Annotated in this window: 4 protein-coding genes; all 4 read right to left on the reverse strand. The window is 47.4% G+C overall.

Annotation, left to right across the window (positions count from 1 at the left end; all coding sequences use genetic code 11):
* Positions 1-26: 26 nt before the first annotated feature.
* The 4 genes from MYF79_RS19780 to MYF79_RS19795 all read right to left on the reverse strand — a co-directional run bounded on the left by MYF79_RS19780 (position 27) and on the right by MYF79_RS19795 (position 18,567).
* The gene (locus tag MYF79_RS19780) at positions 27-6,455 is read right to left on the reverse strand and encodes a gliding motility-associated C-terminal domain-containing protein (protein ID WP_247809362.1); all 6,429 of its coding nucleotides are present in this window, start codon (positions 6,453-6,455) and stop codon (positions 27-29) included.
* Between the two features lie 413 nt (positions 6,456-6,868).
* A complete protein-coding gene (locus tag MYF79_RS19785) occupies positions 6,869-16,366 on the reverse strand; it encodes a T9SS type A sorting domain-containing protein (RefSeq protein WP_247809363.1) in 9,498 nt (3,165 codons plus the stop codon).
* Between the two features lie 860 nt (positions 16,367-17,226).
* Positions 17,227-17,673, reverse strand: coding sequence for an organic hydroperoxide resistance protein (locus MYF79_RS19790; RefSeq protein ID WP_247809364.1), 447 nt, complete (start codon positions 17,671-17,673; stop codon positions 17,227-17,229).
* A gap of 93 nt (positions 17,674-17,766) precedes the next feature.
* Positions 17,767-18,567, reverse strand: coding sequence for a DUF1223 domain-containing protein (locus MYF79_RS19795; RefSeq protein WP_247809365.1), 801 nt, complete (start codon positions 18,565-18,567; stop codon positions 17,767-17,769).
* Positions 18,568-18,645: the final 78 nt, after the last annotated feature.

Consider the following 18,645-nt stretch of genomic DNA (forward strand, 5'->3'; position numbering starts at 1 on the left):
AGTAAAACAAAAAATGTCCTTATTCATCAGTTTCGTTTTATCACAATCCATCCCTTGTATAATTTTATTCCTCCCGGTAGTTTCAATTCCAGTTTATAGTAATAAGTGCCTTCGCTTAATCCCTTAGCCGACCAGTCGTTCTGGTATGCCTTCGACTGGTATACCATACTGCCCCATCGGTTGAATACATATAAAGCAGCAGGCGGATATTTCTCCAGACCTTTTATCACGAAGTATTCATTCTTACCATCGCCGTTAGGGCTCATGGCATTCGCAAATTCAAGGTCACCGCTGGGATTTGTTCCTATCACAGTACCGGGTGTACCGCTACAATTGGCGCTGTGAGGGTCACAACCCCAGGTAGGGATATCTGTCTTACCGTCCGATACCGTAGCGGTATTGGTAATCACAGCGCCGGAATCCAGCTTATCATCTACTTTCACTTTAAACGTAAGATCCACTACAGCACCTACCGCGATATCCCTGACTTCCCAGCTAACCGTATTGCTGCCTGCATTGAAAAGCCCATCCTCTTCCGCACTCTGGAATGTAGTGAGCGCCGGTACCGGATCGGTCACGGTAATGAGCGGCAGCCTGACATTGCCGGTATTGCGTATGTGAATGGTGTAGGTCAGTATTTCCCCCGGACTGGCCTTATCTGCGCCACTTGTTGTTACCACTCCTTTCCACGCCTCGAACCTTACCAGTGTATCCACCTTCACATCTGTAGATGGACCAGGAGGAGGATTTGTCATCGGGTTATTGGGATCATCAGGATCAGCAGGATGTGTAGGCTCATTCCCTTTACCATTGCCATTGTCTACATCCGCAGTATTGGTAATACTAAGCGCACCTGTAAGGTCTTCCACAACTTTCACCGTAAATGAACGGGTTACATCAGCGCCACCAACAGGGATACTGGCAATCGTCCATGTCAACTTACCGGCAGACGGTGTAACGCCTTCATCAGCGCTTACGAATGCCGTATAGGCAGGTATCTCATCGCTTATTACAACATTTGTTAAAGTAGCATTGCCACTATTCCTTACGTGAATAGTATAGGTGATCTGATCTCCTGTTGTCACACCACCGTTTGCTCCTGTTCCGCTATAGCTGGCGCTTTTCCAGTTGTCGGAGTGTTTGCCATTATCTACGGGCACTTCCGTAGAAGGATCGTTCGGATCGGGATCCGGGTGCGGATTGTTAGGATCATTGGGATCCGGCGGTGTGGTAGGATGACCGCCCGTACCATCACCATTGTCTACATCTGCAGTATTCGTGATATATCCTGCACCTGTGAGATCGGTCACCACCCTCACTTTGAAACTGCGCACCGCATCCGGCGCAGCAAACAGGATCTCGGGGATCGTCCAGGTCAATTTACCAGTGGCATCAGGCGTAATACCATCGTCTGCACTGATAAATTCCGTATAGGCAGGAATGAGGTCAGTGATCAGCACATTTTCCAGTTTCACATTGCCGGTATTACGAACGTGGATCGTGTAAGTGATCACGTCACCCGCTTTCACCATGCCATTCACACCACTGCCGGTATAAGCTGCACTCTTCCAGTTCACTGAACTTTTATCCTGCTCCACTGGTACCTCGGTGGACGGGTCATTCGGATCAGGATTCGGATGAGGATTGTTAGGATCATTAGGGTCCGGCGGAATACTTGGATGTTCTCCCGATCCATCGCCATTGTCAATGCCAGCGGTATTGATAATGCTGGTAGCCCCTGTCAGGTCGGCTGCAACTCTCACTACAAAACTACGGGTCACATCTGCGCCTCCTACAGGGATGTTCGTAAGCGTCCAGGTGAGTTTACCGGTAGCATCCGGCGCAACACCGCCATCAGCGCTCACGAAATCTGTATATGCAGGGATCTTATCTGTAACAATAACACTCGCCAGCTTGATATTGCCAGTATTACGTACATGTATGGTATAGGTGATAATGTCCCCTGTTCTCACTTTCCCATTAGCGCCTGAACCGGTGTAGCTGGCGCTTTTCCAGTTAACAGACTTATTACCGCCATCATCTGCAGGTATGTCGGTAGAAGGATCATTCGGGTCAGGGTTCGGATGCGGATTGTTGGGATCATTCGGATCCGGTGGCGTAGTTGGATGATCGCCCGTACCATCGCCGTTGTCTACATCGGCAGTATTGACAATACTGGTAACACCGGTCAGGTCATTCACCACTTTCACTTTGAAACTGCGTATTACGTCGGGCGCACCCACTGCGATATTAGGGATCTGCCAGGTCAATTTACCTGCAGCATCCGGGACGATGCCACCGTCTGCACTGATAAAGGAAGTATACGCCGGGATCACGTCGCTGATCATCACATTCGTGAGCGCCTCATTACCTGTATTACGGATATGTATGAAATAGGTGATCTCATCACCAGCCTTCACTTTGCCGTTCACACCGGTACCTGTATAGCTGGCGCTCTTCCAGCTGGCAGAGTGCTTGTTATTGTCAACCGGCACTTCGGTAGAAGGGTCATTCGGATCAGGATTCGGATGCGGATTGTTGGGATCATTCGGATCTGGCGGTGTAGTAGGATGACCACCGGTGCCATCGCCATTATCAACATCTCCTGTATTGACGATAGTGGTGGCTCCTGTCAGATCGTTTGCCACCTTTACCTTGAAGCTGCGTATTGCATCTGCTGCGCCCACAGCAACGGCAGGAATGGTCCAGCTCAGCTTACCGGTAGCATCCGGTACGATGCCACCGTCAGCACTTACAAAGGTGGTATATGCCGGTAGCATATCACTGATCAATATATTGGTCAGTGTAACATTACCTGTATTCCGGATATGAATAGTGTAAGTGATCTCATCGCCTGCCTTCACTTTTCCGTTAGTACCCGAACCAGTGTAGCTGGCGCTTTTCCAGTTAGCAGATCTCTTAATCTGGTCAACCGGTACATTAGTGGACGGATCATTCGGGTCGGGGTTCGGATGCGGATTGTTTGGATTATTTGGATCAGGCGGCGTACTGGGATGTTCGCCGGTGCCGTCCCCATTATCTACACCGGCAGTATTGATAATGCTGCTTGCCCCTGTAAGATCAGTAGCTACTCTTACTACAAAACTGCGGGTCACGTCGGCGCCGCCTACGGGAATATTTGTAAGGGTCCAGCTTAGTTTGCCTGTAGCATCCGGTACGATGCCACCGTCGGCGCTTACAAACACAGTGTACGCGGGTATATTATCGTTGATGACAACGCTGGGTATTGTGATATGACCCGTGTTGCGGACATGTATAGTATAGGTAATAAGATCACCTGTCTTTACTTTCCCGTTTGCGCCGGAACCTGTGTAACTGGCGCTCTTCCAGTTGGCGGACTTATTGCCACCTCCATCTGTTGGTATATCTGTAGATGGATCATTCGGGTCAGGGTTCGGATGCGGATTGTTGGGATCATTCGGATCCGGTGGCGTAGTAGGATGATTGCCGGTACCGTCACCATTGTCTACATCACCCGTGTTAAGGATACTGGTAACACCGGTCAGGTCGTTCGCCACTTTCACTTTGAAGCTGCGCACCACATCTGCTGCACCTACAGCTATACCCGGGATTGTCCAGGTTAATTTACCCGTAGCATCCGGTACAATGCCTCCGTCGGCGCTGACAAAGGAGGTATGAGCGGGAATCATGTCACTGATCTTCACATTGGTAAGCGTCACGTTACCGGTATTGCGGACATGTATAAAGTAGGTGATCTCGTCACCTGCCTTTACCTTTCCACCAGCACCGGTGCCTGTATAGGTTGCGCTCTTCCAGTTGGCAGAGCTTTTATTATTATCGACCGGCACTTCCGTAGAAGGATCATTCGGATCAGGATTCGGATGCGGATTGTTAGGATCATTTGGATCTGGCGGTGTAGTAGGATGACCGCCGGTACCATCGCCATTATCAACGTCGGCCGTATTAACAATAGTGGTAGCACCGGTAAGGTCTGCCGCCACCTTTACCTTGAAACTGCGTGTCACATCTGCTACACCAACGGCAACAGCAGGAATAGTCCAGCTCAGCTTACCGGTAGCATCCGGTACAATGCCTCCATCTGCACTTACAAAAGTGGTATATGCCGGCATCATATCACTGATCAATACATTTGTCAGCGTGACATTACCAGTATTACGAACGTGAATGGTGTAAGTGATCTCATCACCTGTTTTCACTTTTCCGTTAGTACCCGAACCAGTGTAGCTGGCGCTTTTCCAGTTAGCAGATCTCTTGATCTGGTCAACCGGTACATTAGTGGAAGGATCATTCGGGTCGGGGTTTGGATGCGGATCGTCTGGATTATTTGGATCTGGCGGCGTGCTGGGATGTTCGCCGGTGCCGTCCCCATTATCTACACCGGCAGTATTGATAATGCTGCTTGCCCCTGTAAGATCAGTAGCTACTCTCACTACAAAACTACGCGTCACATCTGTGCCACCTACGGGAATATTTGTAAGGGTCCAGCTTAGTTTGCCTGTAGCATCTGGTACGATGCCACCGTCGGCGCTTACAAACACGGTGTAAGCAGGTATATTATCGTTGATGACAACGCTGGGTATTGTGATATGACCCGTGTTGCGGACATGTATAGTATAGGTAATAAGATCACCTGTCTTTACTTTCCCGTTTGCGCCGGAACCTGTGTAACTGGCGCTCTTCCAGTTGGCAGACTTGTTACCACCACCATCTACAGGTATGTCGGTAGACGGGCCATTAGGATCAGGAGTAGGATGCGGATTATCAGGATTGTTCGGGTCCGGCTGTGTGGTAGGATGCCCGCCGGTACCGTCGCCATTGTCTACTGAGGCGGTATTGGTAATATTTGTAACACCGGTCAGATCGTTCGCTACCCTTACTGTAAAACGCCGGATCTCATTTGTTACACCTACTGCTATGGTAGGGATTGTCCAGGTGAGCTTACCTGTAGCATCGGGCACGATACCACCATCTGCGCTGACAAACTGAGTATTGGCGGGAATATTATCAGTAATAACTACACCGGTAAGATTGACGTTACCGGTATTGCGGACATGCACAGTGTAGGTGATCAGGTCCCCTGCCTTCACCGGACCACCGGTAGCCGCACCAGGATAGCTGGCGCTTTTCCATTGCTGTGAGGACTTTACATCGTTATCCTGGATCGTAACGGTACCTGGATTATTGCTACTACCTATTGTCAGTCCCGATAAACCAGTTAAACTGGTAATAGTGAGGACCACTGTTTCCGGTCCCTCTATAGTCGCATCATCCTTTACTGTTACGGGTATTGTTACATTACTGGAACCTGCAAGAATTGTTTTTGTCAGCGTGATGGTGTTGTAGTCCGCACCATTTGTAGCTGTACCCGTTATGGTATATCTTACGAGAATGCTGACGGCAGCACTATATCCGGTGGGCCAGCCCACTGTAAAACTACCGTCATTCCCAGCCCCTCCGGGTTCCTTCCCGTTAGTAGTGCTCTGCACACCAATAGGAATATTGATATCATCATCTTCAATGATAACGGTGGCTGTCTTCTTAGTCTGATTATAGGAGAATTTTATATTGGATACTGCCGAGAAACTGTTGTCCTGTATTGTCATCTCCACAATTTCATTTCCTTCCACCAACTGGTCATCGTTCACCTTTATCGGAAGTGTGAGGCTGTTGGTATTCGCAGGCAATATTATATCTCCGGTCAGTGTGCTATTATTATAGTCGTATGTGGCCCCCGGACCACCGGTAGCAGTAGTGGTACCACCTATCGCATATTTTACATGGATATCTTCATTGAAAGTAAGAGACGGCGGTAAGCTGATGAGGAAGTTTCCATCACTTGCGGTACCACCGCCCAATTCCTTTCCGTTGTTCACTCTTTCAATGCTGATCCGGTTATCATTATCTATTACAGTAGTGGTGAGTCCGCGGTGAGGTGTGAGGTAGTCCACTCCATTCGTACCTAAAGCAGACGTCATCGTAATTTCAAGGTTCTCATCCCCTTCAATAAATGAATCGTCTATAGCCGCGATATCCAGCAGGACTTCTGTTTGTCCTGCGGGCAATGTAATGGTAGTTGGCAGGGTCACAATATCCACCCCATTGACGGCGGCGTTTGTTACTGTAGCATTTATTGTATAGTTGATCACTATATCTACCGGCGCCACTGCACCGTTCTGCATCCTAAAAGCAATAGTACCATGGCCGCCTCCTTCCTCCGCGCGTGCAACATCGAATATGTCAACGCCATCTGCCATCTTATGAGAGATGCCGGCAAGAGGTTGTTTCATCTTCCTGTGGTCAGGAAGGCGGTTCATGGCTAATATCCAGCCACCTAAAAGCATACTTAGCGCGAGGAACAATGCAGCGCTATGCCATTTCTTTATTAAGAGGGAATGCACCTGTCCTGGATATGCAGGCACATAAGTGTTGTTAGAACCAGATATCTGATACATAAGGCAACAGCAGTTTAACGTATAGTATGCAGTATGCATTCCTGATCAATGCAGGAAGGCGATCAGCATCTATCACGTAACAGAATATTCGTAGTGTTATTATTTCTTGCAGACAAACATTGGGTATTACTATGATTTGTCTATAAAACGCTAAACTTACCTGATTGCAGGCAAGTCAACAGGATGCAGGCATTTGTAAAGTTGTGCATAGATTAAGGGTATTATAGGTGTATAATAGATAAAATCAATCGCTGTTGTTATTACATAAAAATAATATAATTACTTAACAATAAGAAATAAAACTGCATATACAAATGCTATTATGGACAAATTTCTTACATACTCCAAACGCTCTCCTGATAAGGAAAGCGTTCGAAGCATATAAGAAAATAAATATCCGGCAGCTACGTAGTTTATCTTACGAGTAACAACTTGCTCGTATAGGTTCTTCCGTTAGCTTTTATAACACAGAAGTGTACGCCGGCCGGCAGTATTCCTGCGTCAAGTGTTAACTTGTATGTTTCACCGGAACGTACCTGTTGATTGAATAACAGTTTCTCTATATGTCCGTGCAGGGCATTATAGATCTCTACTGTTACTTTCCCGCTTACCGGCGACTTGAACGTTATAAACGCCTTGTCAGCAAAAGGATTAGGATAAGTACTGTACTCCACTGGCGTTGTTGCTGTTTGCGCTAAGGCCATAGTATTGGTAGCAGGAGTTGCTGTCAATACCAACCGTGCAGTGTTCTGGCATCCATTGCCTCTGTCTGTTACAGTGAGATCAAATGTTCCCTTCACACCTGCATTACCCGATTGGTATATCAGCGTTGCGGTTTTATCACCGTCTATCATCTGCCAGCTGCCATCAGGAGAAGTAAGTGTCCAGGCATAAGTGGCGTTGACTACTGTCTGTGCTGTGATCACATCTTCACTCAGCGGTTCAGGCATTGATGCAGGCGCATTAATGATTGCATCCGGCAGTTTCTTATCCTCTTTTACTTCTGTTTTTGTAGAGACGAAACAACCATTGCCCGGGTCTGTTACTGACAAGGTATATGTACCTGCCTTTGTAACAAAGACAGTTGCTGTCGATTCATTAAAGTTTCCGGGGCCGCTCCATTGATATGTTGCACCTCCGAGACCGGAACTACCTCTCAGCGTAACGATGTCATTGGCACAGGTCAGCGGACCATCGTTAGAAACCTGTACGTTACTTGGAGGTGTTATATTCTGATCTACTGTTGTAGATGTGGTAACATAACATCCGTTCGCGTTATTGGTAACTTTTAATGAATAAGTACCTTTCGTATTTACGTTCGCCTCCCTCGTGTTTGCACTGAAGTCGCCGGGTCCTGTCCACGCGTAAGAAACATTTCCGGTAGTCGTGTTACCAGTAATCTTCACCGTCTTCTTCGTACAATTCAGCGGTCCGTCGTTACTTGCCTGTACATCGGCAGGAAGCGTGATGTTCTGTATAACAGTTACACTATCCTTTTTAAAGCAACCGTTCGCAGATGTAGCGGTTACATAGTATTTGCCATAAGTACTTACGCTTACCGGATTTTGTCCGGCTGTAAACCCTGTCCATGTGAATGTAGTATTTGCGGTAGTTGATGACGCTGTTAAGTTGACACTTCTCAGGTCACAGGTCAGCACTTGTGGCGCGGTGATTGTCAGGTTCGGTTTGTTGATATCCTGAGTGACGGTCACACTGTCCTGTTTAGTACAACCATTCGCAGATGTCGCGGTTACATAATACTTACCAGCTGCGCTCACACTGATCGGGTTCTGGCCTGCTGCACTACCGGTCCAGGTGAAGGTGGTATTTGCAGTAGTAGACGATGCGTTCAGATTTACACTTGTGGTAGTACATGTCAGCACCTGTGGTGTTGCTATGCTCAGGTTCGGTTTAACGATATCCTGCGTTACAGTCACACTATCCTGTTTGGTACAACCATTTGCAGAGGTGGCGGTTACATAATACTTACCAGGAGCTGTTACACTTATCGGGTTCTGGCCTGCTGCACTACCTGTCCAGGTGAACGTAGTATTTGCAGTAGTAGACGATGCGTTCAGATTTATACTTGTGGTAGTACATGTCAGCACCTGCGGTGTTGCTATGCTCAGGTTCGGTTTAACGATCTCCTGCGTTACTGTCACACTATCTTGTTTGGTACAACCATTCGCAGATGTCGCGGTTACATAATACTTACCAGCTGCGCTTACACTAATCGGGTTTTGACCTGCTGCATTACCGGTCCAGGTGAACGTAGTATTTGCAGTAGTAGACGATGCCGTTAAGCTGATGCTGGTTCTCGTACAAGTCAATACCTGCGGTGTGGTAATGGTCAGGTTTGGCTTCACAATATCCTGCGTTACAATCACACTATCGATCTTGGTACAACCATTCGCTGATGTGGCAGTTACATAGTATTTACCAGGTGCACTTACGCTTATCGGGTTTTGACCTGCTGCATTACCGGTCCAGGTGAACGTAGTATTGACAGTAGTAGAGGATGCCGTTAAGCTGATGCTGGTTCTCGTACAAGTCAATACCTGCGGTGTGGTAATGGTCAGATTTGGTTTCACAATATCCTGAGTTACTGTTACACTATCCTGTTTGGTACAACCATTCGCTGATGTAGCGGTTACATAGTACTTACCAGGTGCACTTACAGTTATCGGATTCTGACCTGCTGCACTACCGGTCCAGGTGAACGTAGTATTTGCAGTAGTTGAGGATGCATTTAGATTTACACTTGTGGTAGTACATGTCAGCACCTGTGGTGTAGTGATGCTCAGGTTCGGTTTAACAATATCCTGCGTCACAGTTACACTATCGGTCTTGATACAACCATTCGCGGATGTCGCAGTTACATAGTATTTACCAGGAGTGCCTACGCTTATCGGGTTCTGACCTGCTGCATTACCGGTCCAGGTGAACGTAGTATTTGCAGTAGTAGACGATGCATTTAGATTTACACTTGTGGTAGTACATGTCAGCACCTGTGGTGTAGTGATGCTCAGGTTCGGTTTAACAATATCCTGAGTTACTGTTACACTATCCTGTTTGGTACAACCATTTGCAGAGGTAGCAGTTACATAATACTTACCGGCTGCACTTACACTGATCGGGTTCTGACCTGCGGCATTACCAGTCCAGGTGAAGGTAGTGTTTGCAGTAGTTGATGACGCAGTCAGATTTACACTTGTGGTATTACATGTCAGCACCTGCGGTGTGGCGATGCTCAGGTTTGGCTTAACGATATCCTGAGCCACGGTCACACTATCCTGTTTGCTACAACCATTCGCTGATGTCGCGGTTACATAGTATTTACCAGCTGTACTTACACTGATCGGGTTCTGACCTGCTGCATTACCGGTCCATGTGAAGGTAGTGTTTGCAGTAGTAGAGGACGCCGTCAGGTTTACACTTGTCGTATTACATGTCAACACCTGCGGTGTAGCGATGCTTAGGTTCGGTTTAACGATATCCTGAATAACCGTTACGCTATCTATAGTAGAACAACCACTGGTCGTCGTTGCCGTTACATAATACTTACCCGGTGCTGTTACACTGATCGGATTTTGACCTGCGCCTTTACCCGCCCACGTAAACGTGGTTCCTGAGGTAGTCGATGATGCCATCAGACTTACACTCGTGACATTACATGTCAACACCTGCGGCGTAACGATCGTCAAATTCGGCTTATTGACATCTTGTGTTACAGTTACACTGTCTGTCTTGATACAACCATTTGCAGCAGTAGCGGTTACATAGTATTTACCGGGCGCAGTCACACTGATCGGGTTCTGACCTGCTGCATTGCCAGTCCAGGTGAAGGTGGTATTTGCAGTAGTAGAGGATGCCATCAGACTTACACTCGTGACATTACATGTCAACACCTGCGGCGTAACGATCGTCAAATTCGGCTTATTGACATCTTGTGTTACAGTTACACTGTCTGTCTTGATACAACCATTTGCAGAAGTAGCGGTTACATAGTATTTACCGGGCGCAGTCACACTGATCGGGTTCTGACCTGCTGCATTGCCAGTCCAGGTGAAGGTGGTATTTGCAGTAGTAGAGGATGCCGTCAGATTTACACTTGTGGTATTACATGTCAGTACTGCCGGCGTAGCAATAGTCAGGTTCGGTTTAACGATATCCTGCGTTACAGTTACGCTATCGGTTTTGGTACAACCGTTTGCTGATGTGGCGGTTACATAATACTTACCAGCTGCGCTTACACTGATCGGGTTCTGACCTGCAGTTCTACCCGTCCAGGTGAAGGTGGTATTTGCAGTAGTAGAGGATGCAGTCAGGTTTACACTTGTGGTATTACATGTCAACACCTGCGGTGTAGCAATGCTCAGGTTCGGTTTAACGATATCCTGGACTACAGTCACACTATCCTGTTTGGTACAACCATTCGCGGAGGTGGCAGTTACATAGTATTTACCTGGAGTAGTCACACTGATCGGGTTCTGGCCAGCTGCATTACCTGACCAGGTGAACGTGGCATTTGTAGTAGTAGATGATGCCGTCAGATTTACACTTGTGGTATTACATGTCAGCACCTGCGGTGTAGCGATGCTCAGGTTCGGTTTAGTGATATCCTGCGTTACAGTTACACTGTCGATGCTGGTACAACCATTTGCAGTTGTCGCAGTAACGTAGTATTTACCAGGAGCAGTTACACTGATCGGGTTTTGACCAGCGGTCCTGCCCGTCCAGGTGAAGGTAGTGTTGGCGGTGGTTGAAGACGCCGTCAGGTTTACACTTGTGGTATTACAAGTCAGTACCGCCGGTGTGGCTACCGACAGGTTTGGTTTAACGATATTCTGTGTCACCGTTACACTGTCCCTGGTGGTACAACCATTTGCAGCGGTAGCAGTTACATAATATTTGCCAGGCGCATTTACGCTTACCGGGTTCTGACCGGTGGCAAATCCTGACCAGGTCAGTGTCGTATTAGCTGTTGATGAAGCCGCATTTAAAGTCACCGACGTATTAGTACAGGTCAGTACTGCAGGCTGCATTACCGTCAGGTTCGGCTTATCTATACTCTGCTGTACGGTAACGGAAGCTGTACTTGCACAGCCATTTATTGGATTTCTGATTGTTACCGTATAAGTTCCGGCAACACTTACACCCGGATTCTGTAACAGGGATGAGAAATTACCCGGTCCTGACCAGCTATAGGTAACACCCGCGGTTGCTGAGTTTCCGGTCAATACAACTGTTGGAGATGCACAGGTCAGTGGCCCGCTCACTTCTGCAGTTGCACCCGGAGAGAAATTGTTCTGAATAACAGTTACGGTATCCTTCGCAGTACAACCTGTTGAAGTATTCGTAACAGTCAGGACATAATCACCGGCAGCTGTCACTGCAGGATTCTGGACTGATGACGTAAAGTTGCCCGGACCACTCCAGCTATAAGTAACATCGCTTGTATTTGAACTACCTGTCAATGTTACGGATGATCTGGCACAGGTCAGTGTATCCCTGACAGTTGCACTGGCGGTCAACGTACCGGTAGGCGTACCTGTCACCTTCACATTATCTACATAGTAGAATTCATCGTTACCGGTGGCCCTGGCTCTGATCACCAGCTGAAGGCTGCTGCCGCTTAAACCTGCTACAGACACATAGGTATAAGTACTGGAATTACCATTAATGTCCGATTTACGTTCCGCATACAACACCTCCGATCCGCCATTCAATTTATAATAGAAACGAAGATAGTCCGCATAGACGCCTGATTCATTCATCACAGCGCCACCGGTTACAGCACTTCTTGCATTGGCAGAAATACCCACTCCGGTTTTACCACTGATGTCAATTACACCAGAGGTCCATACACTTTCACCGCCGGTACCCTGAGCACTTATCTTGAACTCATTGTTAGAAACGGCAAAGGTGCTGCCGGAAGGACCTTGTACAGACCATGCCGTACTGCCATTGTCAACAGTGGTTCCGTTGCTCAGTGTAAAGTCCTCCAGCCATAAGGTAGTTACCGTAGATCCAAGGCTGGTTACCGTAGTAGTAGCTGTATTCTTACAACCATTCACCGGATCAGTAACTGTCAGCGTATATGTGCCGGCTACACTTACTACAGGATTCTGCAGCGTAGAGGTAAATCCATTAGGACCAGTCCAGCCATAGGTCACACCCGCCGTTTCGGAACCTGCGGACAAAGTCACACTGGACGTCCCGCAACTCAGCGGACCACTTACGCCCGCAGCAGCCGTTGGTACCGCCGTATTGGCGATAACTGTCACAGTATCTTTCGCGGTACAACCCGAAGAAGTTGAAACAGTCAATATATAATTGCCGGCAGTTGTCACTGCAGGATTTTGTGCTGATGAGCTGAAGTTGGCCGGACCATTCCAGCTGTAAGTAACGCTGCTTGCATTTGACGCGCCGGACAGGTTAACAGCTGTTCTGGCACAGGTCAGCGTATCTCTTACAGATGCGGTAGCAGTTACGCCGCCAGTCGCCTTGTCAGCACCCGTCAGCTTCACATTATCAAAATAATATATTTCGTTACTGCTTGAATTCCTTGCCCTGACGATGACCTGAATGGTGTTACCGTTCAATGCTGCGGAAGCAATGCTGACCCGCGCAATACCGCCGGTGCTTGTACCTATCCCCGCTGCATCATTATATACCAGCACTTCGGCGCCACCATTTAATTTATAATACACACTGATATAATCATCATCTTCAAACACGTTGCTTCCCAACGCTTCACTTCGCAGGTCGGCGGTGATCACTACATCAGTCTTACCTGATATGTCGATCACGCCAGAGCTCCACTTTGCTTCAACAGCTCCATTATTGGTAACTTTAAACTCATTGTTCTGTACGGAAACAGTACCCGCTCCTGTATTTTCCAGGGTCCAGGCAGTACTACCGTTGTCTGCAGCAGTACCATTCGCCAACGTGAAGTCCTCCAGCCAGAATGCGGCAGGAGCGGAAGATGTGCCTCCGGATACCTGTACAGATGCCGAAGCAGTACATCCGTTGACAGGATTCCTTACAGTAACGGTGTAAATACCCGCAACACTCACCGCAGGATTCTGTAATGCAGACGTAAAGCCATTAGGACCAGTCCAGGCATATGTTACACTGCCAGTCTGGGAACTTGCAGACAAGGTTACACTTGTGGCGGTACAACCCAAAGAACCGCTTACAGATGCCGACACAGTTGGTGCAATGGTATTTGCAATAACAGTAACTGTAGCAGATGCCGTACAACCCGTTGAAGGGTTAGTAACAGTTAATGTATAATTACCGGCAGCTGTCACTGCAGGATTCTGTACTGCAGATGTAAATCCATTAGGGCCACTCCAGCTGTAGGTAACGCCACTTGCATTTGAAGCGCCGGACAAGTTAACAGTTGTTCTGGCGCAGGTCAACGTATCATTTACAGATGCGATTGCGGTCAAACTACCGGTTGCCTTGTCGGCGCCAGTGAGCTTCACATTATCGAAGTAGTATCGTTCGGTACTGTTCGAGTTCCTCGCCCTGATAATCACCTGGACAGTACTACCGTTCAAGGCTGCAGAAGCAATGCTGATCCTGGCCGTACCACTGGTACTTGTGCCTATCCCAGCTACATCATTATATACCAGCACTTCAGCGCCACCGTTTAATTTATAATACACACTGATATAATCGTCATCTTCAAACAGGTCATTGCTTCCCGGCGTTTCACTTCGCAAATCGGCATTGATCACTACATCACTCTTGCCGGAAATATCAATCACACCTGAACTCCATTTCGCCTCTGCGGCTGCGTCATAAGTAACTTTAAATTCATTGTTCTGTACAGATACGGTGCCCGCACCAGAGCTTTCCAGGCTCCAGGCGGTGCTGCTATTATCGGCAGTAGTACCATTTGCCAAAGTAAAATCTTCCAGCCAGAAAGCGGCAGGGGCAGATGTACCTGCTGATACCTGCACCGATGCTGAAGCAGTACACCCATTAGCAGGGTCCCTTGCCGTGACAGTATAAGTACCGGTAGTATTGACAGAAGGATTTTTGGAAGTACTGGTGAAATTATTGGGTCCGGTCCAGCTATAAGTTACATTGGGCACCGAAGAATTCGCATTCAGTGTTACACTCGTCATACAAGCGAGGGCGCCACCTGTTGCAGTAATATCCGGTGGTGTTTTATTCTCGGTTACGGTTACTGGAACAGTCACTGTACATCCCGATGACAATGTAGCGGTAACGATATATTCGCCGCCGGCGCTGACAACAGGATTTTGTGTTGCAGACGTAAAACCGTTAGGGCCTGTCCAGGCATAGGAAGAAACGGAGCCGCTCGGGCTTACTGTAATCTGTGCGTTACTGGCGCAGGTAACAGGGCCGCTAACAGTGGTGGTCAAGGTCACCGCAGGATCTACGGCCGTTACCTTTACGTTATCGAAGTAATAGAATTCATCACTACCCGACGCCCTTGCCTTCACAATGATCTGGATACTGGAACCACTTAAACCAGCTACGCTTACTGTCGCATTGCTGGTACTATGATTATTGATCGCTGATTTCTTTTCCGCGAACAACACTTCCGATCCGCCATTCAGTTTATAGTAGAACCTGATATAATCCATGTATGTGCCCGAATCGTTCATTGCGGCCCCACTACTCACAGCGCTCCTGGTATTAACAGATATACTCACATTCGTTTTACCGCCAATGTTGACGGAGCCGGATGTCCATACCCCTTCTCCACTGGTGCCAACACCACTTATTTTAAACTCATTGCCGGAAACAGAAAAGGTACTGCCGGAAACAGCTTTAACTGACCATGCAGTTGTGCCATTGTCAACGGTGGTACCGTTAGACAACGAGAAATCTTCCACCCATGTATCTACCGCTGCCGCGGTGCCAGCCTTCACCTCTACCGACTTCGAATTGACACATCCGTTAGCCGGATTCTTTACAGTGACAGTATAAGTACCTGCTGTACTCACCGTAGGGTTCTGCGTCGTACTGGTATAACCACCAGGTCCCGTCCAGCTGTATTGGGCGCCGCTCACGGAAGAACTTGCATTAAGCGTAACGCCGCTACCACAGGCTAAAGTGCCACCCGTTGCTGAAAGATCCGGGACCGCCTTGTTTTCCGTCACGGTGACAGTAGCAGAACCGGAACCAGAGGAATTGGTGCCTGTAACGGTATAAACACCCGCTATACTTACCGTCGGATTCTGTGATGTGGAAGTGAAGTTGTTAGGCCCTGTCCAGCTATAAGTAACATTTGAGGCACCGGAGCTTGCAGATAAAGTGATCGATGAATTCGCGCATGTCAATACGCCGCCATTGCCGGCAGTTACCGAAACCGGTACAGTACCGGCACAGGCGCCTTTCTCTTTAAACACCCTGTACTCTTCAATATAATATTTGGAAGTTTGGGAGCCTCCATTATTATAGTTGTAGATCTTTACGACCAGCTGTACTGTGTTGCCATTTAACAATGGGGAAGTAAAGTCGATCGTACCGAAATTGCCGGTACGCTGATCAAGCAATATCTCAGCGCCGCCGTTGATTTTGTAATAGATCCTGACATACTCGGAACTATTCATATCTCCTTCTGATGAGACCTTCACTGCTACCTGCCAATCGGTATAACCCGCGGTAGAAAACACTTTGGAATACCAGATCCCCTCTCCTCCCAGTTCCTGCGCATGTAATCGTTTTGATTTCACGGCAAAATACCCGGAGCTGGAAACCCTTGATGCATCAAGGTACCAGCCGGTTGCTGAATTGTCGGCAGTCGTTCCGTCTGCCCCCGGGAATCTGGCCGTGACGATCGGACACTCGGGGGTCGCCCATACGGGACCGCCGATAAATAATGACAAAAGAAGGCCTAGCCGCATGATATGCGCGCGCGCCATAATAGGTAGAGTTTTCACTATAGGCTCTGTTTTGTTTAATTCAAGGGTATAGAATATTTAATAGAATACAGGTTTATGTTACCACTTCCGTTCAATTCACATGTTACCATTCATTAAATACTATTGTTGATTTGTGCAACAGTCGCGGCATGCGCTTAATGCCACTGTTCTGTTTCTTTGTCACTGTACCCAATAGTGCAGGTCTGAGCACTACAGTTCTCTCTGTAGAAACGGTGTCTTTTCGGTTTCAATGCCACTGTACTAAGTCGTGTCGGGCGCTATACACTACAGTTCTCTCCCGGAAACTAAGTCTTTTGGTTTCAATGCACTGTACTAAGTCTTGCGGTCGCTGTACACTACGGTTCTCTCTTTAGAAACTGTGTCTTTTAGTTCCAATGTTACTGTACTAAATAGTACCGTTCTCTAAACACAACGGTCTGTCTACTGAAACTGTGTCTTTAGCTTCAATGCTATTTCTCTAATGGTATGTTATCTACTCTCTCTTAGAAACAGTGTCTCTTAATATCGAATCCGGATGTAATATTAAATAATAATACTATAACAAGTATACTTAAATGTCATGATAACATTTATTTTTTTATTGTCCAAAACACTGAATGATTGCGGCTTTTTGAGTGTATTGATACATTAATTAATTGATAGGCAATACTGGCAATTACACAAAATCTGTAAGTATGCTTCAACTGTCGTCTTCAAAAAAAAGTCGTCTATAGAGAAAAAAATGCGTCATGGCGTAATACCCTAAATACCTCCCAAATGAAAAACCATCTCAAAAATGAGATGGTTCTAATGGTCTATACGATATATATATGATAGGCCAATTCATGAAATACGCCGGTTTAGATCAGCTTAGTCTCCACATTTATATTTCCACGAACCGCTTTAGAATAAGGACATGTCTTGTGTGCCGCCTCTATCAGCGCTGTTGCCACCTCAGTGCTCAGGCCGGGTAGATGTACATTCAGACGGGCCTGCAGGAAGTATGCCACGCCTGAAAGACCGAGATCTATTTCTGCGTCAACATAGAAGTCTTCCGGTAAGGTCACTTTCGATTTTGCCGCTGCAATGCCGATCGCCCCCATGAAACAGGCTGACCATCCTGCACCAAACAGTTGCTCCGGATTAGTACCGGGATCTGTGCTTCCCGGAGAAGATAAACGGATATCCAGACGACCATCTGTACTCTTTGATTTACCTTCCCTTCCGCCAGTGGTATGTGTCTTACCTGTGTATAGTACTTTGTCAATCCTGGGAGTGCTGATCACTCCATTGTTATTGTTTTCCATGATCTGTTTTTTATATTTTGTTTTTACTTATTTACTGCTGTTAATCGCATCGGATGAACCAATCCTTCCTCTGATTTTAACCTGCTGCCGATACTATTTAGCCGCATCAGCTGCTGACTGCAACCCGGTCCTGGCAGCTGCCGTGATATGACCATCCCTGTTGCGCTGAACGAAGCCTATCATTTCCCAGCCATTCCCATTAAAGCCTTCCGGTAAGCTCATCTCTACCTCTTTACTGCTGTTCGCATCCACATATGCCAGCTGACGCACTATCTGTACATGAGATAACTTCCTTCCTGAATTCTCACCTGCCTTTACATCACTCTGCGCCTCTTTCTCTACCAGGGCAAGCACCAGAGTCGCATCCTTCTGCCTGCCGGATGCTTCATGCGTGATGTACAATTTACCCTGTGCAATCTTCGTATGGAGACTTACACTATCTGTCACGGTTCCTTCCAGACCATTGGAGATCGCTTTTACAACCGCGCCTGCATCTGATCCAACAAATTCCCTTTCACCATTTACCACCACCTGTGGAGTATAAATAGTAGAAAGCCCCAACCATCCGGCATACTGCTGCTGCCTTTCTGAATACCTGCGATCACTGAACCTGTCTTTCCAACCCTGGTGATCCCAGTAATCGACATGGAAGGCCAGGATATATATCTGTTTATTCTCATTGCCCTGCTGGATGCGTTCCATCAATGCATCGGCCGGCGGACAACTGGAGCAGCCCTCCGAGGTGAACAGCTCCACAACAGCGAAGCCTTTGCTATCCTTCGCTTTCTGTACATCTTTCATCATTCTTTCATTTGATATGCTCACAAATGCAGCCATCCCCATAAGGAGGCCTATTAAAGCGGTACTGATCATTAATATATTAACTGGTCTCATGTGTTTTAATTGATCGTTTGAATAATTGTCAATCACAGTACAAATGGACGACAAATCCGGGACAACGCATAGTGCTAT

The organism is Chitinophaga filiformis (assembly GCF_023100805.1).
Lineage (GTDB): Bacteria > Bacteroidota > Bacteroidia > Chitinophagales > Chitinophagaceae > Chitinophaga > Chitinophaga filiformis_B.

What these genes read in the sequence shown, in the direction of transcription:
- MYF79_RS19780 (WP_247809362.1), bottom strand. Translation starts at nt 6,455, where the DNA reads ATGTATCAGATATCTGGTTCTAACAACACTTATGTGCCTGCATATCCA.
- MYF79_RS19785 (WP_247809363.1), bottom strand. Translation starts at nt 16,366, where the DNA reads ATGGCGCGCGCGCATATCATGCGGCTAGGCCTTCTTTTGTCATTATTT.
- MYF79_RS19790 (WP_247809364.1), bottom strand. Translation starts at nt 17,673, where the DNA reads ATGGAAAACAATAACAATGGAGTGATCAGCACTCCCAGGATTGACAAA.
- MYF79_RS19795 (WP_247809365.1), bottom strand. Translation starts at nt 18,567, where the DNA reads ATGAGACCAGTTAATATATTAATGATCAGTACCGCTTTAATAGGCCTC.